The organism is Burkholderia arboris, assembly GCF_038723655.1.
Lineage (GTDB): Bacteria > Pseudomonadota > Gammaproteobacteria > Burkholderiales > Burkholderiaceae > Burkholderia > Burkholderia arboris.
On record NZ_CP109822.1, the window covers coordinates 2,681,979 to 2,707,470 of the forward strand.

28 protein-coding genes are annotated in these 25,492 nt (G+C 64.8%); 17 read left to right on the forward strand and 11 right to left on the reverse strand.

Annotated features, from left to right (window positions below; translation table 11 throughout):
- The first annotated feature begins 226 nt into the window (after positions 1 to 226).
- The 6 genes from OHZ10_RS29435 to OHZ10_RS29460 are packed head-to-tail and all read left to right on the forward strand — an operon-like array spanning position 227 to position 5,130.
- Positions 227 to 1,222: an RNA-directed DNA polymerase gene (locus OHZ10_RS29435; protein WP_342706000.1), complete on the forward strand. Its 996-nt coding sequence runs from the start codon at positions 227 to 229 to the stop codon at positions 1,220 to 1,222.
- Positions 1,223 to 1,234: 12 nt separating this feature from the next.
- Positions 1,235 to 1,957 carry an HNH endonuclease signature motif containing protein gene (locus OHZ10_RS29440; protein ID WP_342705196.1) on the forward strand — a complete coding sequence of 241 codons (723 nt, stop codon included), beginning with the start codon at positions 1,235 to 1,237 and terminating at the stop codon, positions 1,955 to 1,957.
- Positions 1,954 to 2,238 carry a hypothetical protein gene (locus OHZ10_RS29445; RefSeq protein ID WP_342705197.1) on the forward strand — a complete coding sequence of 95 codons (285 nt, stop codon included), beginning with the start codon at positions 1,954 to 1,956 and terminating at the stop codon, positions 2,236 to 2,238. Before OHZ10_RS29440 ends, OHZ10_RS29445 begins: the two co-directional genes overlap by 4 nt.
- Before the next feature lie 29 nt (positions 2,239 to 2,267).
- On the forward strand, positions 2,268 to 3,101 hold the full coding sequence (locus tag OHZ10_RS29450) for a hypothetical protein (protein ID WP_342705198.1): 834 nt from the start codon (positions 2,268 to 2,270) through the stop codon (positions 3,099 to 3,101).
- Complete coding sequence (locus OHZ10_RS29455; protein WP_342705199.1) at positions 3,098 to 4,894, forward strand: hypothetical protein; 1,797 nt, start codon at positions 3,098 to 3,100, stop codon at positions 4,892 to 4,894. Before OHZ10_RS29450 ends, OHZ10_RS29455 begins: the two co-directional genes overlap by 4 nt.
- Positions 4,891 to 5,130, forward strand: coding sequence for a hypothetical protein (locus tag OHZ10_RS29460; RefSeq protein WP_342705200.1), 240 nt, complete (start codon positions 4,891 to 4,893; stop codon positions 5,128 to 5,130). The genes OHZ10_RS29455 and OHZ10_RS29460 overlap by 4 nt, the downstream gene beginning before the upstream one ends.
- Before the next feature lie 42 nt (positions 5,131 to 5,172).
- Here the strand turns inward: OHZ10_RS29460 and OHZ10_RS29465 are convergent, their stop codons facing one another.
- A complete protein-coding gene (locus OHZ10_RS29465; RefSeq protein WP_342705201.1) occupies positions 5,173 to 5,448 on the reverse strand; it encodes a hypothetical protein in 276 nt (91 codons plus the stop codon).
- A 31-nt stretch (positions 5,449 to 5,479) separates the two neighbouring features.
- On the opposite strand from OHZ10_RS29465, the gene OHZ10_RS29470 reads away from it, so the two are divergent.
- Positions 5,480 to 6,112, forward strand: a complete 633-nt coding sequence (locus tag OHZ10_RS29470; protein WP_342705202.1) for a hypothetical protein — start codon at positions 5,480 to 5,482, stop codon at positions 6,110 to 6,112.
- On the opposite strand, the gene OHZ10_RS29475 is transcribed toward OHZ10_RS29470, so the two are convergent.
- Positions 6,096 to 6,305: a hypothetical protein gene (locus tag OHZ10_RS29475; protein ID WP_342705203.1), complete on the reverse strand. Its 210-nt coding sequence runs from the start codon at positions 6,303 to 6,305 to the stop codon at positions 6,096 to 6,098. The genes OHZ10_RS29470 and OHZ10_RS29475 overlap by 17 nt on opposite strands.
- 36 nt (positions 6,306 to 6,341) lie before the next feature.
- Between OHZ10_RS29475 and OHZ10_RS29480 the strand changes: the two genes are divergently transcribed.
- Entirely contained in the window at positions 6,342 to 6,641 is a 300-nt protein-coding gene (locus OHZ10_RS29480; RefSeq protein ID WP_342705204.1) for a helix-turn-helix transcriptional regulator, read from the forward strand.
- Here the strand turns inward: OHZ10_RS29480 and OHZ10_RS29485 are convergent.
- Entirely contained in the window at positions 6,586 to 7,860 is a 1,275-nt protein-coding gene (locus OHZ10_RS29485; RefSeq protein WP_342705205.1) for a tyrosine-type recombinase/integrase, read from the reverse strand. The two genes, OHZ10_RS29480 and OHZ10_RS29485, sit on opposite strands and share 56 nt — an antisense overlap.
- Before the next feature lie 221 nt (positions 7,861 to 8,081).
- Positions 8,082 to 8,732 carry a GTP cyclohydrolase II gene (gene ribA, locus OHZ10_RS29490; protein WP_059240003.1) on the reverse strand — a complete coding sequence of 217 codons (651 nt, stop codon included), beginning with the start codon at positions 8,730 to 8,732 and terminating at the stop codon, positions 8,082 to 8,084.
- Between the two features lie 175 nt (positions 8,733 to 8,907).
- Here ribA and OHZ10_RS29495 point away from each other — a divergent pair, with 175 nt between their 5' ends.
- Positions 8,908 to 9,369 carry a CBS domain-containing protein gene (locus tag OHZ10_RS29495; RefSeq protein WP_021162297.1) on the forward strand — a complete coding sequence of 154 codons (462 nt, stop codon included), beginning with the start codon at positions 8,908 to 8,910 and terminating at the stop codon, positions 9,367 to 9,369.
- A 158-nt stretch (positions 9,370 to 9,527) separates the two neighbouring features.
- On the opposite strand, the gene OHZ10_RS29500 is transcribed toward OHZ10_RS29495, so the two are convergent.
- Positions 9,528 to 9,857 carry a DUF4148 domain-containing protein gene (locus OHZ10_RS29500; RefSeq protein WP_059240001.1) on the reverse strand — a complete coding sequence of 110 codons (330 nt, stop codon included), beginning with the start codon at positions 9,855 to 9,857 and terminating at the stop codon, positions 9,528 to 9,530.
- Positions 9,858 to 10,370: 513 nt separating this feature from the next.
- Between OHZ10_RS29500 and OHZ10_RS29505 the strand changes: the two genes are divergently transcribed.
- Positions 10,371 to 10,769, forward strand: coding sequence for a GreA/GreB family elongation factor (locus OHZ10_RS29505; protein ID WP_059239999.1), 399 nt, complete (start codon positions 10,371 to 10,373; stop codon positions 10,767 to 10,769).
- 178 nt (positions 10,770 to 10,947) lie between these two features.
- Here the strand turns inward: OHZ10_RS29505 and OHZ10_RS29510 are convergent, their stop codons facing one another.
- Entirely contained in the window at positions 10,948 to 12,036 is a 1,089-nt protein-coding gene (locus tag OHZ10_RS29510; RefSeq protein ID WP_059239997.1) for a porin, read from the reverse strand.
- A 587-nt stretch (positions 12,037 to 12,623) separates the two neighbouring features.
- Here OHZ10_RS29510 and OHZ10_RS29515 point away from each other — a divergent pair.
- The gene (locus tag OHZ10_RS29515; RefSeq protein WP_059239996.1) at positions 12,624 to 12,995 is read left to right on the forward strand and encodes a YXWGXW repeat-containing protein; all 372 of its coding nucleotides are present in this window, start codon (positions 12,624 to 12,626) and stop codon (positions 12,993 to 12,995) included.
- 240 nt (positions 12,996 to 13,235) lie between these two features.
- On the opposite strand, the gene OHZ10_RS29520 is transcribed toward OHZ10_RS29515, so the two are convergent.
- Positions 13,236 to 13,622 carry a winged helix-turn-helix transcriptional regulator gene (locus tag OHZ10_RS29520; RefSeq protein WP_059239994.1) on the reverse strand — a complete coding sequence of 129 codons (387 nt, stop codon included), beginning with the start codon at positions 13,620 to 13,622 and terminating at the stop codon, positions 13,236 to 13,238.
- A 313-nt stretch (positions 13,623 to 13,935) separates the two neighbouring features.
- Between OHZ10_RS29520 and OHZ10_RS29525 the strand changes: the two genes are divergently transcribed.
- The 3 genes from OHZ10_RS29525 to OHZ10_RS29535 all read left to right on the forward strand — a co-directional run bounded on the left by OHZ10_RS29525 (position 13,936) and on the right by OHZ10_RS29535 (position 17,462).
- A complete protein-coding gene (locus OHZ10_RS29525) occupies positions 13,936 to 14,412 on the forward strand; it encodes a nuclear transport factor 2 family protein (protein WP_342705206.1) in 477 nt (158 codons plus the stop codon).
- A 199-nt stretch (positions 14,413 to 14,611) separates the two neighbouring features.
- Complete coding sequence (locus OHZ10_RS29530) at positions 14,612 to 15,427, forward strand: helix-turn-helix transcriptional regulator (protein ID WP_226196344.1); 816 nt, start codon at positions 14,612 to 14,614, stop codon at positions 15,425 to 15,427.
- A 409-nt stretch (positions 15,428 to 15,836) separates the two neighbouring features.
- Complete coding sequence (locus OHZ10_RS29535; RefSeq protein WP_342705207.1) at positions 15,837 to 17,462, forward strand: amidohydrolase; 1,626 nt, start codon at positions 15,837 to 15,839, stop codon at positions 17,460 to 17,462.
- 19 nt (positions 17,463 to 17,481) lie between these two features.
- Here the strand turns inward: OHZ10_RS29535 and OHZ10_RS29540 are convergent, their stop codons facing one another.
- The 3 genes from OHZ10_RS29540 to OHZ10_RS29550 all read right to left on the reverse strand — a co-directional run bounded on the left by OHZ10_RS29540 (position 17,482) and on the right by OHZ10_RS29550 (position 20,989).
- The gene (locus OHZ10_RS29540; protein WP_174991316.1) at positions 17,482 to 18,093 is read right to left on the reverse strand and encodes a cysteine hydrolase family protein; all 612 of its coding nucleotides are present in this window, start codon (positions 18,091 to 18,093) and stop codon (positions 17,482 to 17,484) included.
- Between the two features lie 177 nt (positions 18,094 to 18,270).
- A complete protein-coding gene (locus OHZ10_RS29545; protein WP_340624783.1) occupies positions 18,271 to 19,521 on the reverse strand; it encodes an MFS transporter in 1,251 nt (416 codons plus the stop codon).
- A gap of 151 nt (positions 19,522 to 19,672) precedes the next feature.
- Positions 19,673 to 20,989: an MFS transporter gene (locus OHZ10_RS29550; protein WP_059240956.1), complete on the reverse strand. Its 1,317-nt coding sequence runs from the start codon at positions 20,987 to 20,989 to the stop codon at positions 19,673 to 19,675.
- Between the two features lie 317 nt (positions 20,990 to 21,306).
- On the opposite strand from OHZ10_RS29550, the gene OHZ10_RS29555 reads away from it, so the two are divergent.
- The 3 genes from OHZ10_RS29555 to OHZ10_RS29565 all read left to right on the forward strand — a co-directional run bounded on the left by OHZ10_RS29555 (position 21,307) and on the right by OHZ10_RS29565 (position 23,739).
- Positions 21,307 to 22,224, forward strand: a complete 918-nt coding sequence (locus OHZ10_RS29555; protein ID WP_174991319.1) for a LysR family transcriptional regulator — start codon at positions 21,307 to 21,309, stop codon at positions 22,222 to 22,224.
- A gap of 181 nt (positions 22,225 to 22,405) precedes the next feature.
- Complete coding sequence (locus OHZ10_RS29560) at positions 22,406 to 22,942, forward strand: VOC family protein (RefSeq protein ID WP_059239977.1); 537 nt, start codon at positions 22,406 to 22,408, stop codon at positions 22,940 to 22,942.
- A 41-nt stretch (positions 22,943 to 22,983) separates the two neighbouring features.
- Positions 22,984 to 23,739, forward strand: coding sequence for a glucose 1-dehydrogenase (locus OHZ10_RS29565; RefSeq protein WP_059239975.1), 756 nt, complete (start codon positions 22,984 to 22,986; stop codon positions 23,737 to 23,739).
- A 109-nt stretch (positions 23,740 to 23,848) separates the two neighbouring features.
- Here the strand turns inward: OHZ10_RS29565 and OHZ10_RS29570 are convergent, their stop codons facing one another.
- Complete coding sequence (locus OHZ10_RS29570; protein ID WP_174991320.1) at positions 23,849 to 25,366, reverse strand: purine-cytosine permease family protein; 1,518 nt, start codon at positions 25,364 to 25,366, stop codon at positions 23,849 to 23,851.
- Between the last annotated feature and the right edge of the window lie 126 nt (positions 25,367 to 25,492).

Below are 25,492 nucleotides of genomic sequence, written 5' to 3' on the forward strand. Positions count from 1 at the left end.
TTCCCGGCTGAGAAATCGGCCGGGCGACGTAGATCGCACGATACCTCCGGCTGGGCGTGGTACCAGAACTTCAACAATGGCAACCAGAACAACAACCACCAGAACAACGAGTTGCGCGCCCGCGCCGTCCGCAGATCGAGGGCCATTTTCGTTCGCCGAGCTGGTCGAAGCGTATCTCGACTGCCGGCGAACGAAGCGAAACAGCGATGCAGCGCTTGCGTTCGAAATGCGGCTCGAACGCAACCTGCGCCGACTGTACGACGAGCTGGTCGATGGCAGCTATACGCCCGGCCGCTCGAAGTGCTTCGTCATCACGAGACCGAAACCGCGCGAAGTTTGGGCGGCAGCGTTTCGCGATCGCATCGTGCACCACCTGCTTTACAACCGGATCGGCCCACGCTTCGAACGGTCGTTCATCGCCGACTCGTGCGCCTGCATCAAGGGCCGCGGCACGCTGTACGCCGTCGAGCGCCTGGAATCGAAGGTGCGTTCGATCACGCAGAACTGGTCGAAGCGCGCGTTCTATCTGAAGTGCGATCTCGCGAACTTCTTCGTCAGCATCGACAAACGCATCCTGCTCGACCTGCTGCTCGCGAAGATCTCCGAGCCATTCTGGCGATCGCTGACCGAGCGCGTGCTGATGCACGATCCACGGGCCGACTTCGAATACCACGGCGCCCCGGAAATGATGCAGCTCGTGCCGCCGCACAAGCGCCTGATGGAACAAGCCGATCACCTCGGCCTGCCGATCGGCAACCTGTCGAGCCAGTTCTTCGCCAACGTGTATCTCGACGTGCTCGATCAGCGCGCGAAGCACGTGCTCGGCGCGCGGCACTACATCCGGTACGTCGACGATTTCGTGTTCCTGGATGAGTCGCCGGTATACCTGAACAAGATCCTCGCCGACGTTACGGCGTTCCTACCGGCGCAGCTCGGTGCGCGGATCAACCCACGCAAGACCATTCTGCAGCCGATAGACAGGGGTATCGATTTCGTCGGCCAGGTCATCAAGCCCTGGCGCCGCGAGACGAGGAAGCGTACGCGTAACGAGGCACTCCGGCGCGTCGCCGAGACGCCCACCCGCGATCTGATGGAAGTCGCGAATTCGTATTTCGGGCTGCTGCGCCAGGCAACCGCGAGTCATCAGGACCGCGCACAGTTGGCGAATCTTCTTCGATCGCTCGGCAAAGCCGTCGATCGCGATCTGACCAAGATTTTCTGATTTGAGAATGCCATGACGAAGCGAAAATCCGGTTCTGACTCACCGGTGCGCCGTTTCTGGACACCGGCCGAAGTCGAAAAGCTGATTCTCGAGTATCCCGAGCGGCCGACCGCTGATCTTGCCGTCGAGTTCGGATCTTCTGAAGCGCGCGTCTACGCGAAAGCCGCAGAGCTTGGACTCCATAAATCGGATGCGTTCATGGAATCCGATCGCTCTGGGCGAATTCGGCGCGGACGCAATGATCCGCGCATGGTGGCGACACAATTCAAACAAGGTCACGTGACATGGAACACGGGCAAGAAAGGCGTCACTGGAACACATCCGAATTGCCGGCGCACGCAGTTCAAGAAAGGACAAATGCACGGCGCCGCCCAACACAACTATCTCCCGATTGGCTCATTGCGCCTGAGCAAGGACGGCTATCTCGAGCAGAAGGTAACCGACGACCATCCAGTGCCAGCGCGACGATGGGTCGGTGTTCATCGTCTCGCGTGGGAGGCGGCGAATGGTCCAGTGCCGGACGGCCACGTTGTCTGTTTCCTTCCTGGGCGCCGTAGCCCCGAACTTGAAAAGATCACGCTCGATGCACTCGAGCTCGTAAGCCGAGCCGACCTTGCACGGCGAAACCATCCACGATCGCGTGATCCTGAACTAGCGAAGCTGGTTCAGTTGAAAGGAGCGATCACCCGACAAGTCAATCGAATCGCCCGCGAGGCGCAGGAGGAACAGTCATGAGCACGATTACCGATATACGCGAACACCTGATGCAAACGCTTGCGGCATTGCGCGACCGCGAAAACCCGATGGACGTTGATCGTGCGCGCGCAGTCGCGCAAGTTGCCGGCGTCCTAGTCGATAGCGCGAAGGTAGAGGTTGACTACATCAAGGCGACAGGCGCGACCGGCGACTCGTTGTTCATCTCTCCGCTCAACAGCGATCCCGAGCGCTTGCTCAATAGCACCAAAGGTGAAATCGAACGGACGCCGACTGGCTTTGTTCATCGAATCCGCGGTTGATACCAAGACCACCTGAGGACCATACCACCATGACGACCACCGAAACCCTGCTCTATACCGAGCCGGCAGACCTCCAAGGGATGCGCCGTGCGATCCTCACGCCGCGCGAAATCATGCGCTACGAGGACGGCACGCTGTCGCACCCCGCCGTCCCGTACCTCGACGAGGACGTGAATTACGAGACGTTCTTCGCAGCGTTCGGTATCGATGCCGCATTCATCCACATGGAGAACGACGTCGACGGCGACACGTACGACCAGTACTTCGCGTCCAACAGCGCGAACTGCAGCTTCTGGACGCCGAGCGCGCCGGCCGGTGATGGGTGGCTGCTGCTCGAGATTTACGACACCGAGGATGGGCCGGTTGCGCTGTACGTGCGCGAGAAAAAGCGCGAGTCGATGCGCGATCGCTGGAAGCGGGAAGACGCGGAGCAATGCGCCCTGTTCCAGTCGCGCGTGCGCCTGTGGATGCTCGAATGCTTTGGCGCCGAAATCTCGGCCGACCGCGCCGAGCGCAATCACCGATTCCTCGAAGAAGCGCTCGAGCTGGTTCAAGCGTGCGGCTGCACGGCAAGCGAAGCGCATCAGCTCGTCGACTACACGTTCGGTCGGCCGGCCGGCGAATCTGGTCAGGAGGTCGGCGGCGTCATGGTCACGCTGGCCGCGCTGTGCCTCGCAAACGGACTGGAGATGCATACCGCCGGCGAGACAGAACTGGCGCGCATCACCGTGCCCGAGACGATCGCGAAGATCCGCGCGAAGCAAGCATCGAAGCCGAAGCACTCGCCCCTGCCCGGCGCGTCGGAACCGCGTACGCCGTATGCGTGGCGCGACACGGGCGCCCTGGAATCTGGAGACGCATGATGACCACCGAAAATAGCCGCGCTGATGCGCTGACGGAAGCGAAGTTGCCGGATGGGAGTGGATTCGCCATCGCAAGCATGCCCCTTCCGAAAGATCATTGGCTGTATGCCGATCGCACCTACAGCAAGCCGGATCAGATTGAGCCGGACGAGCTTCCGATGCCGATCCTCACGCATCGGCATCGCGACGCTGTTGTCGCTGCCATCCGCTACGCCGTACGCGGCGCGACGATGTGTGGCAAAGAATCCGATTTTGATCCCGACGCACTGGTACTGAATGCCGCATACGCGCTCTGCGGCCCGCACGGGCAGATCAACGAAGATGCACCGGCATGGGAACGAGACATCCAGAAGGTAATCGATTCACTGGATCTCGAAGATTGGTGCGGCGATGAATCGATGATTTCTGCGCTGGAGCGCGCTCTCGCCGCATCCCCTGTCGAGCAGCCCGCAGCAGCGCCGCTCGAGAACGCCGAACTCGCGAGCATGACGCGCATGTTTCACGCGGCGTGTCACGATCTCGGCCTCATCAACGAAGCGCTCGGCCTCGATCCTGACGACGGCGGTGCGGCACCGATCATCGACGCGATCAACGAACTGAAGGTGCGCGCTGAACGGCCCGCCCCCGCGCCGGCGGACGAGCGGCCCGCAGCGGCGCAGATCCCATACGACGGTCTGACCGAGGAATTCACGGATGAAGTAGCGCGGCTCGCGAACGACGCGCCCGGCATCCGGGAGGCGGTCGCTGGCGCGCTGGAGAGCTGCAAAGCGATCATCGCGCCGCAGGTCGATACCGCCCCTGCGCCGGTGGACGAGCGGGCGGCGTTCGTGAAAGAGCTGCGCGCACGTGGCGTCGACGTCGAGCCTGTCGATTCCGTCGATCCGCGACTGTGCATTGTAGGAAGCTGCTGGCTCGATGATGTTCTCGCGGCAGCCCGCGCCGCATCTGCCAACGAGACGGGGGCGGAAGGGGCGGCGCCGCCGTTCGGAGTGTGGTTCAGTGCTCGGCTCGACGAGGGCACGCTCGACGTTCACGACCGCAAGTGCGCCGAATTCGTCTACGAGAAACTGATCACGGCCCACTCGCCCGCTATGGCGGCGGAAGCGGTGGCATCGCCCGCTGCGGGCGAGGTCTATCAGGTAAAGCTGCCGGGGGATAGCGAATCGACGTGGCGAGATGCTACCGAGTCCGCGTATGCCGTCACCACGGAGGCCCATCGCCGCATCGTATATCGCGCCCCGCCGCCCGCGCAGGCCGACGCTCTGGAGGGGCTGACGGACGATCAACGTTCCGTTATCGCGTCTCTACTCGAAAGCGACGTGCTGTCCGTCGATGAGGATGCGGTACTTCGTGAGATTCTCGCCGCCCATCCGGGCCAGCCGGAGCCGATCGCATGGGAATCGACAACGGTCGCATATACGAAATACATCACGGACGAGCGTTATCAAAAGTTTTCGCCCGAAGTTCGGAAGTGGTACAAGCCGTACCACTGTTCATCCTGCAAGGAGTCGCGCGCCGAGGTAACGGACGAGCCGAGCCTCACGAATCCGCTCACGCCGTACGGCATGCTCTGCCGGGCGCTCCGGATCGTCACCGGCACGCTGCTGTACGACATGGCGAAGCACATGCGTATGTCGCCCGCGTCGCTGTCCGCGATGGAGTTCGGCTGCACACCTGTCACGCCCGAGATTGTGCGCGAGGTCGGCACGTACTTCGAGAGCCTGGGTGTGCACAACATGCGGCCGGCGCTCCAGTTCGCCATCGACGCCGCCCGCGCAGGAGACGCATCGTGAGCAAGTACCAGAAACTCGACGCACTGATCCTCGCGGCGATCGACGAAACACCCAAGAAATTCGCGGAGATCAATACCGGTGCGGTGCGCTTGGAAAGCGATCGTATCGGCCGCGAAGAAACGCCGCCGACAGCATTCGGCGACGTCGTGGGTTGGCGAATTGTCGATCGTCGTCTGCAGGCGGTGCGCAAGGCCGGGAAGATCCGGTCAACGTCGAAAGGATGGGTGCGCGCATGAAGATCACCGATGACAGTACTGCATCCGTTGCCGGACGTGATTTTACGGCCGATTGAAATACTGATTCGCGATCTCAGGAGCGAGACTGGCACCCGCTGAACGCCCGGCTTCGAGAGCCTCCGCCGCCGTCGAGTAATCCTTTGCCGTCGAGAGATTTCGAACATAAATCGGCCCTACGACGTTTTGCGTTTTGCGATCACGGAACTTCAGGTTGAAGTCAAATCGTCCTGATGGACGGGCGCCTTCGCTTACCGCCCACCCAACAACGACACCGATGTCTACGTCGCCGACCGCATCCCAATGCCATTGATTTTCCATATGACCTCCCGTGAATGGAAGGAATCCTAGCATGACTGAACGCCCGATCCTTTTCAGCGGCCCGATGGTGCGCGCCCTCCTAGAAGGCCGGAAGACGCAGACGCGACGTGTGATGAAGCACCAGCCGCCCGACGACGTCGCACCGATCACCATTGCGCGCTATCACCCGACCATTGTCGACCGACATGGCGACCAAGCACCTGGCCCCGAGATCTTCGGCGCGTTCAGCGACGACGGCGATTGGGGATGCAAATCGCCATTCGGTGAGCCCGGCGACCGGCTATGGGTGCGCGAGACGCACTCTGTCCGAATCAGCCCCAAAGACGCGACAGACGGCCGCGGCCGTGCCTGGTACCACGTCGACTGCCCGGATGCGCCAGTCCGGTGGAAACCGTCGATCCACATGCCGCGCTGGGCGTCGCGCATCACGCTCGAGATCACTGGCGTGCGCGCGGAGCGCCTGCATGGCATCAGCGAAGCAGACGCGCGCGCGGAAGGCGTCACGATCGAGGACCGGCACACGGTCGGGTACTGCGCCGGCGAACATCTGCCGCCAAGCATCCGAGCGTTCCGCGAGTTGTGGGACGGCCTGAACGCTGCTCGTGGCCACGGCTGGGAAGCGAACCCCTGGGTGTGGGTTATCGATTTCAGGCGTATCGACTAAGCCATTCTTCCGAAAAATTCTTCGCGTAAGCGACGGCCTCGGCTTCCGTGCCGAACTCGCCAAGATTCCGAAACGCTGCTTCCCGGCTATACCCCAACTTCGTTACCTCGACTTGAGCGGCAAACCTACCGTCCGCCGTCACGCGCGGCTCGCAGTTCATCTCGTACCCGCGCATCACAAATTTCTTCTGCATCAGTTCACTACCTTTTTGAGACAGAGGGATCGTAGCATGTCCGCATCGACCACCATTAAGCCGCTCTACCTCGACCTGCCCGCTGTCGCGACCGCTCTCTCGTTATCGGAAGCGACCGTTCAAAAACTGGTGCGTGAGAGCAAATTCCCGAAGCCGCGGCTTATCTCAGATCGGCGTGTTGCGTGGCTGACGCGTGAGGTCGAAGCCTGGGCAGAAGCATGCCCCCAATCGGATCTCGCGCCTCCGCCAAATACCGGCCACAGCAACCGACGTCGGCGCACTACTTCTTCGGATACTTCAACGCAAGTTCGTCAAGAAACTGCCCCAATCGCGTGAGCCATTGGTGACGCTCGCGGTCATAGTGGTGCCGGTTATATACGCCAGCGACGCCGGGTTGCACATGGCCGAGAACAGCCTCCGCCACGTCATGAGGGCACCCAAGCACCGCTAGCATCGTACGAGCAGTACGACGTAGGTCATGCGGTGCCCAGTGCGTCACCGGCAGTCTGGGGCGATTGTGATTCGGTGCCTGCTTGCAGTATGGCTGATGGTAGTAGACGCCGTGCGAAATGACGGTCTGCTTCATCATTTCGCCTGTCGATGTCGGAAACAGAAAGCCATTCGTGGCCTGTTCCTTGCGGCGCCGTACGATAGCCTCCGCGCGGCCGACGAGCGGCACGCGCAGATCTCCCGCCTTCGATCGCCACGAGTTCTTCGTTTTCTCCTTAGGCACTGTCCACCAGAGGCCGTCCGCCTCGTCCGCGATTTCATGCACCTCCATCGAAACGATTTCGCCACCTCGAGCTCCGGTCCACAGATATAGCGTGACTGCATCCGAAACCGTTAGGCTCAAATTCGGGAGCCAGCGGAGCAGCGTGCCGATTTCATCCTCGCTCAACACACGCTTTTTCGTGCCCATGGCGACGCCGTCGATCGTACGTCCCTTGCTGCGCAGTTTGCCGCGCAAGATCATCCGCCACCAATTCGGCGTTCCGTCGGGTAGCCGCCCCGCATCCATTGCGTAATCCCACGCCCCGCCGAGCTCCATACGAAGCCGAGCAGCGAGTGCCGGCGTCGCACGATAGGAATCGAGAAATTCGAAAGCCTGAGCACGAGTTATCGACGCGGCCGGAACGCTCTCGATAGGCCCAAGCATCGCCTTGAACATCCGTCGCACCTCAATGACACCGTTGCCCTTCCGGTTCGGCTCGAGATACCCGCCCATGTAGTCGAAGCAAACCTGCTTGACCGTGTAGGCGTCGACCGCGCGCGAGATAGCGACTGCGGTACGCTTCTCGCGCTTTGCGGCAGCCGGATCCGCACCGGCATCGCGCTCGGCGCGCTTTTGCTCCCATTCAGAAATGGCCGCGGGGAAGCCCATGGCCGGCCATTCGCCAAGCTTCACCTGGCGCATTCGGTCGTCAATGGGGGACTTGTATCGGTAGATCCAGGAACGACGGCTCTCGCTGGCCTGGAAGCGGAGGCCGGGGAATCCGTCAAAGGTCATGTGTTGGCCCGCAGGCAGCTTGCTCGCGGTGCGTGCGTCGAATCTCATCAGCGGTCGGCGTAGGTTATTATCGGAGGCCGGGACCGTAGCGTAGGTTTTTGGTCCGGCACATCAAAATGCTACGCCAGAGTGCCAAGTTTACGCCTGTTTCGTCAAGTGCAAACAAGTCACCTGCAAAACGCAACTTTCGGCTCAAACGCTTTACTGGAAAGGCTCTAAGACCCGAAACCCGGATGAAACAAGGGGCTCCGCAGAGCCCCTTGATTTCGTTACTCGTTTTCCTCGAAGTAATGCCCGAACTTCGTCTGCTTCGTGCGGATATAACGCTCGTTTTCCTCGCGCACGGGCACCGCGAGCGCCACGCGCTCACAAACGGGAATGCCGTGCTTCACGAGCGTGTCGAACTTCTTCGGGTTGTTGCTCATCAGCCGCACCGACGTCACGCCGAGCATGCGCAGAATCGCAGCGGCCGAGTCGTATTCGCGGGCGTCGTCGGGCAGGCCGAGATCGAGGTTCGCTTCGACGGTGTCGCGCCCCTGCTCCTGCAGCGCATAGGCGCGGATCTTGTTGCTCAGGCCGATCCCGCGGCCTTCATGGCCGCGCAGATACAGCAGCACGCCGCGGTCTTCGGCCGCGATGTAGCGCAATGCGAGATCGAGCTGCTCGCCGCAATCGCAGCGGTACGAGCCGAACACGTCGCCGGTCAGGCATTCGGAATGCAGCCGCGTCAGCACGGACTGCTCGCCGGTCACGTCGCCCATTACGAGCGCGAGATGTTCGGCATCGCTGCCCGATACGCGGAACGCGTATGACGTGAACGTACCGTAGCGCGTAGGCAGCGACGCGGTAGCGACGAGCGTCACGCACTCGTCGGCCTGGCCATTGCCCGGCGTGGGCGATTGGGGACGCGAAGACATCATGAATTCAATCGAAACGTTCAGGAATGTAGGAGTTGTGTGGATAGTGCGTGACGGGAGTTTACCGCTAATCTGGAAACGTCACGCGACTGCCACTGCCTGCCCGGCTATACTGGGCTCATCGGGTGTCGCGCACCAACGCCCAGCCTTCCCTGTATCGACCACACGGAGAAAGCGAATGAGCACGACTGTCGCGCAGATTCTCAAGGCCAAGCCGGATTCGGGCCGCACCATCTACACCGTCACGAAGACCGATCTCGTTTACGACGCCATCAAGCTGATGGCGGAAAAAGGCATCGGTGCGCTGCTGGTCGTGGACGGCGACGACATCGCGGGCATCGTCACCGAGCGCGACTACGCGCGCAAGGTCGTCCTGCAGGACCGCTCGTCGAAAGCCACGCGCGTCGAGGAAATCATGACGGCGAAAGTGCGCTACGTCGAACCGTCGCAATCCACCGACGAGTGCATGGCGCTGATGACCGAGCACCGGATGCGCCACCTGCCCGTCCTCGACGGCGGCAAGCTGGTCGGCCTCATCTCGATCGGCGACCTCGTGAAGAGCGTGATTGCCGATCAGCAGTTCACGATCAGCCAGCTCGAACACTATATCCACGGCACGCCGGCGGTCACGTCCGCCTGATTCGCCCCAGCAAAAAAGGCCCAAACGCATAAGCGTCTGGGCTGAAAGCCGCCGACATGCGGCGACGGAGGTTCTGCTCCTGCGGGCGAACGACGCGCGCAACTGGCGCGCGTCTCGTCGATTCAGTGGTGCGCTCGGGCAGACCGGGGGACGTTCGATCAGTTACCGAAGTAAACCGAGTTCACGGGGTTCGGCGTTTCCCGCGTCATGCGGCGGCCAGCTTGCCCGGCACCCGTTGCCACGGCACCGTAGCCGCTCGTGTCGGCTTGCGCGAGCATCGGCTGGTTCGGCTGAATGCGTTGTTCGGCTGCCTGGATGTTGTTCGGGTACTGCGAATCGCTTGCCAGCGGCTTGTAGCCGTTCTGCTCGAGTTGCACGAGTTCGGCCTTGACCTGGTCGCGGGTCAGCCCCTGCTCGGACTGCGCAAACGATGCGATCGGGGTGGCAAGGACGGATGCGGCGATTGCTGCGTAGATGATCGACTTCATGATTTACCTCCGGAATATGTTCTCTTTTGACGTCGCCCCGGCAGTGACTGTCTGAAGCGATTGAGTCCAGTGTAGTGCCCGCCATTCCAAGGGGAAACCCTTAGTTTGAACATACAGCGTTGCAATATTGGCAAATATCGCCCACGGTTTCCGAACCGGGCCGCCACTACTTACGTCATCTGCACAACAATCGCTGACGAAACGCCAACAGCCGGATCACATATCCCGAAAGTTGTGTTGTAGAATCGTAAGGTTTTATTCGCCAGCCGATATTCCATCCACCATGTACGCGCTCACGCCCCTTTCGGTTTCGCCGTCCGGCCCCGCCGGCGTGCGCGCGCACGCCGGCCATCCGGCGCACCCCCTCGCTCGACGCACGGCCCAGGCGCCGCTCGCCCCTGCCCGGCGCCTGATCTGATCGTTCGGTCTCCACCCGGAGCCAGGTCAGACAGGCTCCGGGCGATCCTCATAGGCACGCCACGCCTGCCCCTGCCGATCATTTGGAGAACTGCCATGAAACAACGCCTTTACCAGCTGACCGAACTCGACGTCGCTCGCCTCGAAAAGCACGCCGAGCACAACCCGCGCTTCCAGACGATGCTCGACACGCTGCTCGAACGCGCCGATATCGTCCAGCCCGACGCCATCAAGGCCAACGTCGTCACGATGAACTCGCAGATCACGCTGCTCGACGAAGCCACCCAGGAACAAGCCACCTGGACGATTGTTTATCCGGACGCTGCCAATCTCGAACTCGGCCGCCTGAACGTCTTCTCGCCCGTCGGCATGGCGCTGCTGGGCACGCAACGCGGCCAGATGGTCAAGGTGACGCAGCCGAGCGGCGCCGAAAAGCAGATGAAGGTCGCTGCCATCGTGTTCCAGCCGGAAGCCAACGGCGAATACACGCGCTGAGCCGCCGGCCGGCCAGCGCCGCGCCAGACGCGCACCACACGCAAAAAAGCGAGGCACGGGCCTCGCTTTTTTGCGTCCGGACGATCCGGATGACCGCCATCGCATTTCGTAGACGAAAAAAAGGCGCCCGAAGGCGCCTTTTTCGATGCTGCGAAGCGGGTTGCCCCGCCCGTCACGCTTAGAAGCGGTGACGCAGACCAACCGTTGCTGCGGTTTGGTTGATCGACGAGCTCGATGCCGTCGTGTTGTCGCCGTTGTAGATGCCCGTGCCGACGATGTTGTTGCCCTTCGCGCCACGCTGGTACACAGCTTGTGCGTAGACGTCGGTGCGCTTCGACAGAGCGTAGTCAGCTTGCACGCCGAACTGGTTCCAGTGCGAGCTGCCGTTGTTGACCTTCGCGTTCGTGTACGTGTAAGCAGCACCCAGGCCGAGAGCCGGCGTCAGGTTGTACTTTGCGTTGACTTCGTAGTTGTCAGCGCGCAGCGTGCCAGCACCGTTAGCTTGGTTGTCGATACGCGATTGCGTCCATGCAGCGCCGACTTGTGCCGGGCCGAATGCGTAACCAGCAGCAGCGCCGTACGTACGGACACGACCTTGGCCGCCGATCGTCGATGCGCCGTTGGCGTTCGTACCGTCACCCAGGTTTGCTTGCGAGTACGCTGCACCCAGCTTCAGGCCTTGGAACTGGTACGACGCACCAGCGCTGTATGCGCGGTTGTTGCCGAAGTTCGTGTTGTTCGAGAACGAGTACGTACCACCGAACTGCAGACCAGCGTAGTTAGCGCTCGTGTACTTGATCGAGTTGTTCAGTGCGACGTCGCCGTTCGTGCTCAGACGATCGTTGTTGATCGGGTGCGCGAAGTACGTGCCGCCCCACGAACCCGTTGCCGTCAGCGGTGCCAGGTAGTCTTGCGTTGCGTCGTACTGCTTACCCAGCGTGACCGTGCCGTACTGGCTCGACAGGCCAACGAAAGCCTGGCGGTTGAACATGCCGCCGTTGCCGTTTGCGAACTTGCCGTTACCGATGTTGAAACCGCTTTCCAACGTGAAGATTGCCTTCAGGCCGCCACCGAGGTCTTCCGAACCGCGCAGACCGAAGCGGCTTTGGTCGATACCCGAGCCCATCGACCACAGCGACTTGCCGCCGACGTTGCTTTGGTAGGTGATGCCTGCGTCCAGCACGCCGTACAGCGTGACGCTGCTTTGCGCGTGAGCGACGGTTGCGAACGATGCTGCAGCTGCTGCAACGATCAGAGTCTTGTTCATTCGTGGAGCTCCCTTCTAAAAAGAGGCAGGTCTCGCGACCTTGTTCATAAACGGTCTTCAACCGCCCGGGAGTGCCATCGGTCCTGCTGGCTACGCCCGGATAGTTGCCCGTTTGGGAACCGTGAGTTTAGGGGTGTACCCTAGGGGAGCGATCCGCAAATAAAGAAATAAGCTTTTCCAGAACTAGAAATAATGAAAGTGGGGCCGCGTCATAAGTATTTGTTTTAACGATTATTTTTGACTTCTTGACGAGGGCTTTTTGGAGGCATTCATCGCATCATTCTTTCATGTCATCGTCTTGACGGTTGCATAGAAACAACAAACGGATTCGATCCGGCACCCCAAATCGGCAACTTTTACCCACTCCTGTCTCAAATATTAGGCGCCTCGCGCCTAAAACGCACCTGCCGCCCCGTAAACATGGCGTGGCATCCGGGCCGCCGGCGATCTCCCCGTCAGCCGACGGAAAGGGAAAGGCGGCTTGCGCCCGCCGTGACACGCGGTAACAGCCTTAACGGCCCGCGTAACCCGGCAAGCACACCGGCAGGCTAATGTAAGGCAGCCTCGAATACACAACAGGACACGCCATGAACCGACGCTCGTTGCTGCGCGCCATCGGATTGACCGCCGCCTTCGCCGGCACCGGCTGGCTGCGCGCCGCCTCGGCCCAGCCCGCACCGCCCGTGTACCGGCCATCCGGCCCGAACCGCGTGCCCGGCGGCCCGCCCTACGACGATCGCCCGGGCTTCGCGCCGCCGGCGGCGCGGCACGACCGCCGCCCGCCGCCGCCGCGACAGCACGGCTATATATGGGTGGATGGCTACTGGCGCTGGCAGCGTGGCCGCTATATATGGGTGTCCGGCCGCTGGGTCGCACGGCGCCCCGGGCGCCGCTGGGTGCCCGGCTACTGGCGCCGCCAGGGGCGGGTGTGGGTCTACGTCGACGGTTCGTGGCGGTAAATGCCCGCACGGCTCCGGTCGATGACAGTCCGGAGTCCGGCGGGCGCGAACCCGCATCGTGCGCACGGCGGAATCTCGATGTGCGGCCAGTGCGCCCGGTCGGCACGCCGCCGGCGGCGCTTATCCTGCCGATGTCATTCGGATAACGAAATCACGCATGGCGATGCGCACGCATCCGTTCATGCGTCACCCGGCGGTGCGCATCTGCAGCCCACCGCCAATGGATGGGCCGGTGCGCGCTCAGCGCCCGCCTCCCTCCTGCTCGCGCGCACGGCGGCGCGCCGCGCAGATCGCGCGATGATGTTCGTCGGCCCATCGGATCATCGCCTGCATCGGCGTCAGGAACGAACGCCCGAGGTCGGTCAACGCATATTCGACGCGCGGCGGCACCTCGGCGAACAACGCGCGACTCACGAAGCCATCCTGCTCGAGCCGCTTCAGCGTACGCGACAGCATCTGGTTCGACACATCGCCGATCGCCCGGCCGAGTTCGTTGAAGCGCATCGTGCCGCCCGCCAGCGCTTCGAGCACGAGCAGGCTCCACTGGTCGCCGATGCGGTCCAGCACATCGCGGATCGGGCACGGCTGATCAAGTTCGACGGTATCGTCGGCGGACGGGAGCGGCATGACGGAATTCTCTTTCACGGGCAACGCACGGTCATCGCGGTGTGACCTGTTCACACCGCGGTGACTTCTTGTGACGGGTTCGCGGCAACTGTACCATTCGACCGGCCCGACAGCCGCCCGGATTCGCCAGTTCAACGAAGCATGACGATGCCGCACAGGATCAGCCGCGACACCGGCACGGACTGTTCGGCGACGCCTTCGCGCCGAGACGGCATGTGTGCCGCAGCGACTCCCGCCGGTCGTCGCGAGCGGCGCAATCCGCAGTCGCGCATCGCGCGCCCATCCACGAATCGTCAGACAAGGAAACCGCTACATGTCATCGTTCCGCTCCCCCGTTCGCGCCGTTGCCGCATGCGTTCTGCTGGCCGCATCGACAGCCGTCCTGGCTGCCGGCCCGGCCACGCGCGACCTGGCTGCCGAGGAAGCCAACCGCCAGCTCGTGCTGACGTTCTACGACCGCTTCTTCAACAAGCACGAAGCGGTCGAGGCCGCGGCTGTCGTCGCGGACGACTATAAACAGCACAACCCGCACGTGCCGGACGGCAAGAAGCCGTTCGTGTCGTACTTCGTCGGCGCGTTCCAGAAGAATCCGGCATCGCGCGCGCGCATCGTCCGCAGTGCGACCGACGGCGATCTCGTCTACCTGCACGTGCATGCGACCGAGCGTCCGGGCGATCGCGGCGAAGCGGTGGTCGACATCTTCCGCGTGAAGGACGGGAAGATCGTTGAGCACTGGGATGTCATTCAGACGGTACCCGAAACGTCCGCGAACCGGAACACGATGTTCTGACGCGCGCGCCCGGCAAGTGTCGATGCAACATCGGCCGCCCGCCGGGCAAGCGCGAATGCCCGGCGGCAACGAAGTCCCCTACAATCGGGCTTCGCCGCCGCGCCGGCCTCCGTCTCGCATGACCGCACCGCCGCCCGCCGTGCCGCCGCACGCGAAGCACGGCCCGCGCGGACGGCCGTTCGCGAAGACGGTGTCAACGATGAGCCCCGCCCATATTTCCCTGAGCAACGCCGGCGACCTGGTCGCCAGCCTCGGCAGTCCGCAGTTTCCCGCCCGGCTTTGGGCGTGGCTGCGCGAAACCGTCGATCCGCAATCCCATTACAGCGTCGCGACGCGTTACCGTCGCGACGCGCCATCGCAATCGGTCGACAGTGTCGACGTGCTGTTCTTCGCCGGTGGCGACGATCCCGACGGCACGCGCCACGCGCTCGATCTGTATACACAGGGCGACTGGCGATCCGACACCCTGCTTCCGCATATCGAGCGCGTCACCGATTCGCAGCTGGTGTTCTCGTGCAACGAGGACATCGATACGGCGACCGAGTACGGCCGCCAGTTCGCGCTCGGCGAGCTCGGCGAAGACTGCACGCTGCTCGGCAGCGAGCGCGACTACGTCTATGCGTTCTCGCTGTTCCGCCGGCGCGGCCAGCCGTCCTATACGCTGGCCGAACTGGCGCTGCTGCGTCAGCTCGGCGATTTCGTGCTGCCGCTGCTGATCCAGCACGCACGGCTCGCACGCCTGACGCCGCGCTCGGACGACGGCGCGCTGCTGCAGCGTTTCGAACAGCGGCTGTCGGCCAGCGGTGCGGCGCTGTCGCAGCGCGAGCGGCTCGTCTGCCGCGCGGTACTGCAGGGGCAGCCCGTCCCGCAGATCGCCGACACGCTCGCGCTCAAGCAGAGCAGCGTGCGCACCTATCTCGGACGCGCGCTCGCAAAGCTCGGCGTCGCGAACCGGGCCGGACTCTTTGCGTGGTGCGTGACAGAAGAAGCGGCGCCGGAAGACCGCGGCCGCTAGACGGCGCCGCGGCGACATTCCTGCAACCACCGCCCTTTTGTCGCGCGTTGTCCTCAAAACAATGACAGACAGCCCGCTCTCCCGCTCCTAGTATCTGACTCAACCGACGACAGAAACGCGTCGGATGCCACGGAGACACGGAATGCCGAATACCGGATGGACGCCGGCCCGCGCGGCCGCGAGCGCGTCGCCCATCGCCACGCCGAGACGGCTGCATCGGCGAAACCGGCATGACGCCCTGGCAGCCGTTGCCGGTCTTCGCCACCGCACATCGCCGCTCCTGCCGCGCAGCGCCGGCACGTAACACCCCGCCCCCATTCCAACCCGACCGGGTTCACGCGGACGGACGAGCCACACGGCTCGCCCGCCGGACACGTGCGCCCGTCGATCCCCCATCCGGAGGAGACACATGCAACACGCCGATACCGTCTATCTGAACGGCCTGCTTTACACGGGCGACGCGCAGCGCCGCTTCGCGCAGGCGCTCGCCACGAAGGACGGCAAGATCGTCGCGGTCGGCCGCGACGACGACATCCGCCCGCTGGCCGGCCCCGCCACACGGAGGGTCGATCTCGCCGGCCGGCTGATGCTGCCGGGCCTCATTGACGGTCACGTGCACCCGCTCGAAGGCCATCAGATCCTCGGTGATTTCGACCTGTCCGGCATCAACGATCCCGACGCGATCGTGCAACGCATCCGCGCGTGCGCCGACGCGACGCCGAACGAGCCGTGGGTCTATCTCGGCGGCGCGAACCTCGCCGCGTTCGGCGCGTATCCGACCCGCGAGCTGCTCGACCGGATCGTGCCCGACCGGCCGCTGCTCGTGGTCGGCTTCGACGTGCACAGCGGCTGCCTCAACACGAAGGGGCTCGAAGCGGCCGGGATCCGGGCCGACACGCCCGATCCGTCCGGCGGGGTGATCGAGCGCGACGCATCGGGTGCGCCGAACGGTGTCGTGCACGAAGCCGCGTTCTACCGCGTGTGCCCGATCATTCCGCAACTGAGCCCGGCCGGCTACCCGAAGTCGCTTGCGAAAGCGCACGCGATGGCGCACGGCTACGGCATCACGGGCTGGTTCGATGCGCGCGTCGAGGAGGCCGAACTCAAGGCCTACGCCGCCGCGCAGCGCGCCGGCACGCTGAAGGTGTACATGAGCGCAGGCCTCTACGCGAACCCGCGCCGCGACCCGCGCGAGCAGATCGAACGCTTCGTCGGATGGCGCCGCGAATACGCGTGCGACAACCTGCGCCTGCATACGGTGAAGATCTTCGTCGACGGCGTCCCCGAGTCGAAAACCGCTGCACTGCTCGAGCCGTACGCGGGCACCGACGACTGCGGCCTCGCGCTGTGGAGCCAGGACGCGCTGAACGAAATCTGCCTGCTCGCCGATACGGCCGGCTTCGACCTGCACTTCCATACGCTGGCCGACCGCGCGGTACGCATGACGCTCGACGCGCTTGAATACGTGCAGCGCTGCAACGGGATGCGCGACCGGCGCGCGCAGCTCGCGCACCTGCAGCTCGTCGATCCGGCCGACATGAGCCGCTTCAACCGGCTCGGCGCCATCGCCAGCGTGCAGACGCTGTGGACGGCCGCCCGCGAGGAACAGCAACAGCTTTACCGCGACCTGCTCGGCGCCGAGCGCACTGCACGCAACTATCCGTTCCGCAGCCTGCGCAACGCGGGCGCGATGCTCGCGGCCGGCTCCGACTGGTCGGTCAGCACGATGGACCCGATGCAGATCATCCAGACAGGCGTCACGCACCTGCTGATCGACCAGCCCGAGAGCCCGCCGTGGAATCCGCACGAGCGGCTCGACCTGCTCACGATGCTCGAGGCCTATACGGTGAACACCGCGTATGCGCTGCGCTTCGACGATTGCACGGGTTCGCTCGAAGCGGGCAAGGACGCGAGCTTCGCGATCCTCGACCGCAATCCGTTCGCACACCCGGTCGAGACGTTCGCGCACACCCGCGTGATCGAGACGCGCTTCCGCGGCGAAATCGTGTACGCCGCGCCGGGCTGGGCGGACTGACGCGCGAACCGGCGAACCGTCAGGCCACGCCGAGCGCCAGCACCTGCTCGGTCGTCAGCACGTCGCCGAACGTGTCCGACAGTGCGGCCAGCGTCGCGCGATGCAGGTCGCGGTGCGGCACGGTGCCGCCGTCTGCGACGTCGATGTCGCGCGTCGCACAGGCATCGTCGACGACGATCACCCCGTAGCCGAGCGGCACCGCGTCGCGTGCCGCGCCGGCCACGCATGCATGCGTCATCAGGCCCGTGACGATCAGCGTGTCGATGCCGGCCGCCTTCAGCCGCGCATCGAGGTCCGTCGTCGGGAACACGCTCACCGACGTCTTCCTCACCACCGCGTGATGCGGGGCCGGCTGCAGGTCCGCGTGGAAGCCGGAACCGTCGCTGCCGTCGGCGAAGACCGGGCTGTCGGCCGTATCGACGTGCTGGACGTGGAATACCGGAATGCCCGCTCGGTCGGCGAACGCGATCACCCGCTGCGCATTGCCCAGCGCACGCGGCCCTTCCGGAATCGGCAGCCGGCCGCTGAAGTATTCGTTCTGGAAATCGATCACCAGCAGCGCGGTACGGGCGGCATCGATCGACGTCGGCGCGGACGCGCCGGCCAGGGTACGGATGGTCGGATGTTGCATGGGTCGCTCTCTTTCGGTTGGCACATTGAATGGAACGGCGCGCCGGGCCTGCCGGCGCCGCCGGACACGGCCCGCTACTTCCCCGGCCGCGAGGCGCCAGTGTCGGGCCGCGCGGCGTTGCGCGACAGCGGCGCGCAGGACAACGTCCGACAGGATCGGGCCAACGTGCGCAACCGCCTAGGACAGCGCGGCCGTACGGACGCCCGGCCGCGTGCGGCCATATGCCACCATCATCGCGAAGCTGAGCAGGAACCCCGCGCCGCCGATCAACAGCAGGCCGGTCTCGCCGAACACGGTCAGCAGGTTCGTCAGCGCGCCCGTGACGACCCACGCGACGGCCATGACCGAACCCGCGACACCGAGCGCCCAGCCCTGCCGGTCCTCGCTGACGGCATCGGAAAACGCCGTATACATCGTCGTGTACGCCACCATGTCGAAGCAGCCGACGACCATCGCGAGTCCCCACAGCACCGGCTCGTGCGGAAACAGCGCGGACAGGACCTGGCCCAGCCCGGCGACGAGCAGGCCCGTCTTCGCGATATCGATCACGCGCCACACGCGCAGCATCAGCCGTACGACGAACAGCAGGCCGAACACGAAGCAGACGCCGATCACGCCGCTGAACAGCCCGAGCCGCGCGCTCGTGTAACCGAATTTCGCCTGCAGCAGCAGCATGATGGTCTGCAGGTAGAGCCCGTAGCCGACCTGCATCAGGAAGAACACCACCGACAGGAACGCGACGTTGCGCTGGCGCGCGGCCTCCCGGATGATCCGCAGCGGCAGCAGCGGATCGATGCGCGTGTCGCCGCGCGGCGCGGCCGAATCGCGATACGACGCCCAGGTCCAGAACGCGCAGATCAGCGACAGCGCGGCGACCAGCACGAACGGCGTGCCGTAGCCGAACAGCGGCGAGATCGTCCGGTCGGACGTCACGCCGCCGAGCACCGGGCCGACGATCACGCCCGCGCTGAACGCAAGCGACATGATGCTCATGTTGTACGCCTTGGTCTCCGGCGTGCTGAGATCGGTGATCGCCGCCTGCGCGATGCCCTGGCAACCGGCCATCAGGCCCGTGAGCCCGCGGCCGGCCAGCAGCATCGCGATGCTTGCGTGCCACGCGCCGGCCGCCATCATCGCGTAGCCGACCGCCAGGCCGAGCACGCACAGCAGCAGCATCCGGCGGCGGCCGTAGCGGTCGGACAGCTCGCCCATCAGCGACGAGCCGAAGAACATGCACAGCGGGTAGATCCCGTAACCGAGACCGAGGTAGAAATTGCGCGCGTGCGCGCCGGCGTCGGCCGGCAGGATGCCCGCGTGCGGATCGCTGAAGATCGCGGACATCATCGGATAGACGAGCCCGAACCCCATCGCGTCGAGCGCGATGGCGAGCAGGCAGGGGCCGAGCAGCGTGTAGTCGAGTCGAGACATGGGGGCCTTCCGGACAGCGTGGATGATCGCCCAAGCGTAACGACCGGGCGGCGGCCGCGGTAGGCCGCCGCCCGCGATGCTCATCATCGGCTGTGCCGATACCCGGCGTGCCGCCTGTGCCGATGGGTCGCCGGCGCAGCCGCCCGGCCGGCTACTTCGCGCTCAGCGGCTCGCCCTCGAATTGCCGGCGTGCGACCACGCACGGCGCACCGTCATGCATGAACACGCTCGCGAGCAGCCCGAACGACGCGGCGAACAGCACGTACCACGCGGGGGCGACGGGCGATCCGCTCGCGCGCGTCAGCCATGTGACGATGAACGGCGCGAAGCCGCCGAACACCATCACCGCGACGTTGTAGGCGAGCGCGACGCCGGTCGACCGCGAACGGGTCGCGAACTGCTCGGCGAGCGTCGTCGGCGCGGGGCCGTAGCAGATGCCGATGATCGTGCAGATCACGAGCTGCATCACGAGCAGGCGCCCGATGCCCGGCGCGGCGGCCAGCCACGAGAACAGCGGATACGTGACCGTCAGCAGCGCGAACGTGCCGGCGATCAGCACGGGCCGCCGGCCGATGCGGTCGGATACGATCGCCGCGACCGGAATCGTCACCGTCAGCAGCGCGACCGCCACCATCTGCACCTTGAACACCTGGTCGAGCGGCAGCCCGAAGGTCTTGTGCACGAACGTCGGCATGTTCACGAGCATCACGTAGAACACGGCGGTCCCGGTGATCGTCTGCCCCATCGACACCAGCACGCCGCGCAGGTTCTCGCGCAGCACGCGCGACACGCTCGCCGGCGGCTCGACGGTCGACTTGCTCGCATCGAGGAACGCCTCGGTCTCCTCCATGTGCCGGCGAATCCACAACCCGACCGGCCCGATCAGCAGCCCGAGCGCGAACGGCACGCGCCAGCCCCAGCTGTGCAGCGCCGCATCCGACAGCGACTGCGTGGCCCATGCGCCCATCGCCGCACCGGAAAACACCGCGAGGCACTGGCCGATCAGCTGCCACGATCCGTACAGCCCGCGCCGGTTCGCGGGGGCGCTTTCGACGAGGAACGCGGTCGCGCTCGCATATTCGCCGCCGGTGGCGAAACCCTGCAGCAGCCGCGCGACGACGATCAGGATCGGCGCCGCCGGGCCGATCGCGGCATACGATGGCGCGAACGTGATCAGCGCGATCGACAGCGTCATCAGGAGGATGATGAGCTGCATCGCGGCCTTGCGGCCCTTGCGGTCCGCATAGAGGCCGAGCAGGATGCCGCCCACCGGGCGCATGAAGAAACCGACGCCGAACGTCGCAAGCGACATCAGCAGCGATGCGTACTGGCTCTCGGCGGGAAAGAACAGCCGCGCGATGATGCCCGAGAAGAAACCGTAAACGATGAAGTCGTACCACTCGAGGGTATTGCCGACGACTGCGGCGATCACCTGCCGCTGCCGCGAGTTCCGACGTGAGTCGCGCATGCTTTTCTCCTGCAGTCTCGTGGTGCCGCGCCGCATGCCTGCCGCGTTCCGTGGCGGGCATGGGCGAACCGGCCGTTCGCATCGCCGGTCGATGCGGGCACGCACGGCGGACCTTCCCGGCCCGCGCGCATGACCGGCGTGAATCGATCATAGGGATGCCGAAAATCCGCATCAATTAATGCCCGCGCCAGATGATTAGCCGGAGATTAAATGTTCCCCGTCCGCCCTCCGCCGCGCGAAAAACCCGGTTTTTCGCGCATTGTTGCGGCCCGGGTTCTGCGGCAGAATCGTCGGCCGCCCTTCCCGTCGCCCGCATCATGCGCAACCGCATCAACGAAGAGATCACGTTCCGCAAGCTCGAAGTTCTGCTCGCGTTCATGGAAGCCGGCAGCCTCGCGAAGGCGGCCGAGGCGCTGGGCGTGAGCACCGTCAGCGTGCACCGCGCGCTGCATACGCTCGAGGAAGGCATGCATTGCGCACTGTTCCGCCACGAGGGGCGGAACCTGATGCCGACCGATGCCGCGCAGGTGCTCGCCGAAGTCGCCGGCGAAGTGCTCAAGACGATGACGAACGGCATTCGTTCGACGCGCGAGGCGGCCGGCTATGGCGCGGGCCAGTTGAAGATCGGTTCGCTGTATTCGCTGACGATCCGCACCGTGCCCGAGGTCGTGATCGCGCTGAAGGAGCGTCGCCCCGAGCTGCAGGCCGAACTCGTGCTCGGCTCGAACGCCGACCTGCTCGACAAGCTCAGGCAGGGTGCGATCGACGCGACGCTGATGGCGCTGCCCGAACCGGACGCCGAGATCGAATCGATCGCGCTGTTCGAGGACGAGATGTTCTTCGCCGCGCCGGTCGATTCGCCGTATGCGCAACGCGACGCGATCGATCTCCACGCGTGCGGCGACGAGCCGTTCGTGTCGCTCGGCGAAGGTTTCGCGACGCATCACGGCTTCACGGAGGCATTCCGCACGGCAGGCGTCACACCGAACGTCGTGATGCGGGTAGGCGACATCTTTTCGCTGATCAACCTCGTGTCGGGCGGCGTCGGCTGCTCGCTGCTACCCGGCCGCGTGCGCGACCTGTTCGCGCACAAGATCGCGCTCGTGCCGCTCGCCGGACCGACGATCCGCCAGACGATCGGCCTGAGCTTCCTGCACCGCCGCGAACGGGATCCGAACCTGCTCGCGCTCGCGACGGTCTGCCGGCTGACGGTCAAGGCGCCGACCGCGCGTTGACGCGTCGGCCGTTTCTCCGTCCTTGCAGCGCGCGTACCGATCGCATCGCTGCGCCATACGGCTGCGCAAGCCGTCCCCCCGAGTTCTCGTCCGTTTGGATGGCACGAAGCACACGCTTTGTTGCGATCATGGCCGTCATTCATCGCGCGGCACGCATACGTGCGTCCGCCACGGAGACGACATGAACGATCCACTCCCCGGCCCCATCGACCAGATCGGCTACGTGGTCGCCGACCTCGACCGCAGCATCGCACGCTGGCGCGCCCGCCACGATGTCGGCCCGTGGACCGTGTTCCGCAACGTGCGCCTCGACGGCCGGTATCTCGGCGAACCGGTGACGGTCACGATGGACGTCGGCCTCGCGTATCGCGGCGATCTGCAGATCGAGCTGATCCACGTCACGAACGACACGCGGTCGCCGTACCGCGATGCGCACGGGCAGCCGCTCGTCGGCCCGCATCACGTCGCGTGGGTCGTCGACGATCTCGATGCGGCAGTCTCGCAGCTCACGGCGCGCGGCCTGCGCGTCGTGTTCGAAGCACACAACCCGGCCACGCGCGTCGCGTATCTCGACGACGCCGACGATCCCGGCGTGCGCGTCGAAGTGATCGAAGGCGCGGGCATGCGCGACATGATCGTGCACGGCATCGCCGAAGCACACACCTGGGACGGTACCGATCCGGTTCGCATCATCGACGCGGCGGCCGCCTCCGCGTAAGCGAGCCCGCGCGTCCCCTCTCACTCACAGGAGCAAACAGGATGAAACGACTCGAAGGCAAGGTCGCGCTGATCACCGGCGGCGCCCGCGGCCAGGGCGAAGCGGAAGCGCGCCGGTTCGCCGCCGAAGGCGCACGCGTGGTGATCGCCGACGTGCTGGACGACGCCGGCCGGCGCGTCGCGGCCGAACTGGGCGACGCCGCGCGATTCCAGCATCTCGACGTCACCCGCGAAGCCGACTGGCAGGCAGCCATTCAGGCCACGCTCGCGCAGTTCGGCCGGCTGGACATTCTCGTGAACAACGCGGCGATCCTGAAGCTCGTGCCGATCGAATCGTGTTCGCTCGACGACTATCGCAAGGTGATCGACGTGAACCAGATCGGCTGCTGGCTCGGCATGAAGTCGGCCGTGGCCGCGCTGAAGGAAGCAGGCGGCGGCTCGATCGTCAACGTGTCGTCGACGGCCGGGATGGAAGGTGTCGCGGGCGGCAGCGCATACGTGTCGAGCAAGTTCGCGGTGCGCGGGATGACCAAGGCTGCCGCGCTCGAATTCGGCCGCTATGGCATTCGCGTGAACTCGGTGCATCCGGGCGGCATCGATACGGTGATGGCACGCCCGCCCGAGTTCGCGGATTTCGATCCGTCGTCGATCTACAGCGGCCTGCCGATCGCGCGCATCGGCAAGCCCGACGAAGTGGCCAGCCTCGTGCTGTTCCTCGCGTCCGACGAATCCGCGTATTGCACGGGGTCGGAATTCATCGTCGACGGCGGGATGCTCGCGGGCAGCACGTTTCACTGATCCACCGCGCACGCCGGAAACGGAAACGACAACGCCGCCGGCGGCTTGACCCGCATGGCGGCGTTGTCGTTTCGGCAAGCGTAGCGAGAGACAACCCGCCACGCGCCGCTCAATATCCCTTCGGCTGAATCGCCGGCGCACCGGCACCGCGTGCGCCCGGCTTGCCGCCGCGCACGAAGCGGCGCCCGTGCGGGCCGTACACGCCATCCGGCTCCGGATACAACGTCAGCAGCACGAAGTACAGGATCCCGCCCACCGCCAGCGACACCGGCACGCTCAGGTCGAGCCCGTCCGCGAGGTGGCCGAGCGGCCCGACGAACTGGCCCGGCAGGTTCACGAACGCGAGCCCGATGAACGCAGCCGGCAGCCATGCCCCCATCGCGCGCACGTTCCAGCCGTGCGTGAACCAGTAGTGCCCGCCGTGCAGCCCGCGGTTGAACACCTGCAGGTCGTCGGCGAGATAGTAGCCGCGGCGCGTCACGTAGCCGATCACCATGATCGCCATCCACGGGCAGCTGAACGTGTCGATCAGCGTCGAGAACGTCGCGACGCTTTCGACGAGGTTGAACCAGAAGCGGCCGACGAAGATGAACGCGATCGCGATCGTGCCGATCAGCAGCGTCGCACGCACGCGGTTCAGGACGCGCGGGAACATGCTCGACACGTCGAGGCCGGTGCCGTACAGCGCGGTCGTGCCGGTCGACATCCCGCCGATGATCGCGATCAGGCACATCGGCAGCAGGAACCAGCGCGGCGAGATCGCAAGCAGCCCGCCGACGTAGTCGTTCGACGCGATGAACGCGGGCGCCTTCGCCGCGATGATCGTCGCGGTCGCAAGGCCGAAGAAGAACGGCACGAACGTCGCGACCTGCGCGGCGAATACGGCGCCCATCACGCGATGCTTCGGCGTGTGCTGCGGAATGTAGCGCGCCCAGTCGCCGAGCGTCGACGCGAACGATACGGGGTTGCTCAGCGCGACCAGTACCGCGCCGACGAACGCGGCCCAGAATCCCGCACTGCCGAGTTGCAGCGTGCCAGCATAGTTCATGTCGAACAGGCCGGCGAACGCGAACAGGCCCGCGACGAACAGCACGCTCGCGGCCCACACGGCGATCTTGTTGACCCACAGCATGAAGCGGAAGCCGTAGATGCAGACGATCAGCACGAGCACCGCGAACACCATGTAGGCCGCGCCGAGCGTGAAGCCGTTGACGGGCACGCCGACCATGTTGTGCGCGCCGCCGACGAGCGCGTCGCCGGAACTCCACACCGCGAGCGAGAAGAACGCGATCGACGTGAGCAGCGCGAGGAACGAGCCGACGATCCGGCCGTGGATGCCGAAATGCGCGCCTGACGACACCGGGTCGCTCGTGCCGTTGCGCGGGCCGAACAGGCTCATCGGCGCGAGGATGCAGGTGCCGGCGAGCACGCCGAGCACGATCGCGCAGACGCCCGCCTTGAACGACAGCCCGACCAGCACGGGAAAGCTGCCGAGCACCGATGTGGAAAACGTATTGCAGCCGCCGAACAGCAACCGGAACAGATCGATCGGCCGCGCGTAGCGCGATGCATCGGGAATGCGCTCGAAACCGAACGACTCGACCTGCGTAATCCTGCCTTCACCCATTTGTCTCCAACTCCTCTGGTGCGCCTGTACGGCCCGGGGCTGCAGCCATACGACACATCGTCATCGATTCGCGGCCACTCTAAACCGGATCGCGCGGCGCAAATATCACGCATTCGAGACGTTTAC

Bases quoted from the DNA above. Each gene is read 5' to 3' on its own strand.
- OHZ10_RS29495 (WP_021162297.1), top strand. From the start codon at position 8,908: ATGAGCACGACTGTCGCGCAGATTCTCAAGGCCAAGCCGGATTCGGGC.
- OHZ10_RS29525 (WP_342705206.1), top strand. From the start codon at position 13,936: ATGTCATCGTTCCGCTCCCCCGTTCGCGCCGTTGCCGCATGCGTTCTG.
- OHZ10_RS29570 (WP_174991320.1), bottom strand. From the start codon at position 25,366: ATGGGTGAAGGCAGGATTACGCAGGTCGAGTCGTTCGGTTTCGAGCGC.
- OHZ10_RS29440 (WP_342705196.1), top strand. From the start codon at position 1,235: ATGACGAAGCGAAAATCCGGTTCTGACTCACCGGTGCGCCGTTTCTGG.
- OHZ10_RS29445 (WP_342705197.1), top strand. From the start codon at position 1,954: ATGAGCACGATTACCGATATACGCGAACACCTGATGCAAACGCTTGCG.
- OHZ10_RS29560 (WP_059239977.1), top strand. From the start codon at position 22,406: ATGAACGATCCACTCCCCGGCCCCATCGACCAGATCGGCTACGTGGTC.
- OHZ10_RS29465 (WP_342705201.1), bottom strand. From the start codon at position 5,448: ATGGAAAATCAATGGCATTGGGATGCGGTCGGCGACGTAGACATCGGT.
- OHZ10_RS29555 (WP_174991319.1), top strand. From the start codon at position 21,307: ATGCGCAACCGCATCAACGAAGAGATCACGTTCCGCAAGCTCGAAGTT.
- OHZ10_RS29470 (WP_342705202.1), top strand. From the start codon at position 5,480: ATGACTGAACGCCCGATCCTTTTCAGCGGCCCGATGGTGCGCGCCCTC.
- OHZ10_RS29550 (WP_059240956.1), bottom strand. From the start codon at position 20,989: ATGCGCGACTCACGTCGGAACTCGCGGCAGCGGCAGGTGATCGCCGCA.
- OHZ10_RS29520 (WP_059239994.1), bottom strand. From the start codon at position 13,622: ATGCCGCTCCCGTCCGCCGACGATACCGTCGAACTTGATCAGCCGTGC.
- OHZ10_RS29480 (WP_342705204.1), top strand. From the start codon at position 6,342: ATGTCCGCATCGACCACCATTAAGCCGCTCTACCTCGACCTGCCCGCT.
- OHZ10_RS29535 (WP_342705207.1), top strand. From the start codon at position 15,837: ATGCAACACGCCGATACCGTCTATCTGAACGGCCTGCTTTACACGGGC.
- OHZ10_RS29505 (WP_059239999.1), top strand. From the start codon at position 10,371: ATGAAACAACGCCTTTACCAGCTGACCGAACTCGACGTCGCTCGCCTC.
- OHZ10_RS29540 (WP_174991316.1), bottom strand. From the start codon at position 18,093: ATGCAACATCCGACCATCCGTACCCTGGCCGGCGCGTCCGCGCCGACG.
- OHZ10_RS29450 (WP_342705198.1), top strand. From the start codon at position 2,268: ATGACGACCACCGAAACCCTGCTCTATACCGAGCCGGCAGACCTCCAA.
- OHZ10_RS29485 (WP_342705205.1), bottom strand. From the start codon at position 7,860: ATGAGATTCGACGCACGCACCGCGAGCAAGCTGCCTGCGGGCCAACAC.
- OHZ10_RS29455 (WP_342705199.1), top strand. From the start codon at position 3,098: ATGATGACCACCGAAAATAGCCGCGCTGATGCGCTGACGGAAGCGAAG.
- OHZ10_RS29530 (WP_226196344.1), top strand. From the start codon at position 14,612: ATGAGCCCCGCCCATATTTCCCTGAGCAACGCCGGCGACCTGGTCGCC.
- OHZ10_RS29475 (WP_342705203.1), bottom strand. From the start codon at position 6,305: ATGCAGAAGAAATTTGTGATGCGCGGGTACGAGATGAACTGCGAGCCG.
- OHZ10_RS29545 (WP_340624783.1), bottom strand. From the start codon at position 19,521: ATGTCTCGACTCGACTACACGCTGCTCGGCCCCTGCCTGCTCGCCATC.
- OHZ10_RS29435 (WP_342706000.1), top strand. From the start codon at position 227: ATGCGGCTCGAACGCAACCTGCGCCGACTGTACGACGAGCTGGTCGAT.
- OHZ10_RS29515 (WP_059239996.1), top strand. From the start codon at position 12,624: ATGAACCGACGCTCGTTGCTGCGCGCCATCGGATTGACCGCCGCCTTC.
- ribA (WP_059240003.1), bottom strand. From the start codon at position 8,732: ATGATGTCTTCGCGTCCCCAATCGCCCACGCCGGGCAATGGCCAGGCC.
- OHZ10_RS29500 (WP_059240001.1), bottom strand. From the start codon at position 9,857: ATGAAGTCGATCATCTACGCAGCAATCGCCGCATCCGTCCTTGCCACC.
- OHZ10_RS29565 (WP_059239975.1), top strand. From the start codon at position 22,984: ATGAAACGACTCGAAGGCAAGGTCGCGCTGATCACCGGCGGCGCCCGC.
- OHZ10_RS29510 (WP_059239997.1), bottom strand. From the start codon at position 12,036: ATGAACAAGACTCTGATCGTTGCAGCAGCTGCAGCATCGTTCGCAACC.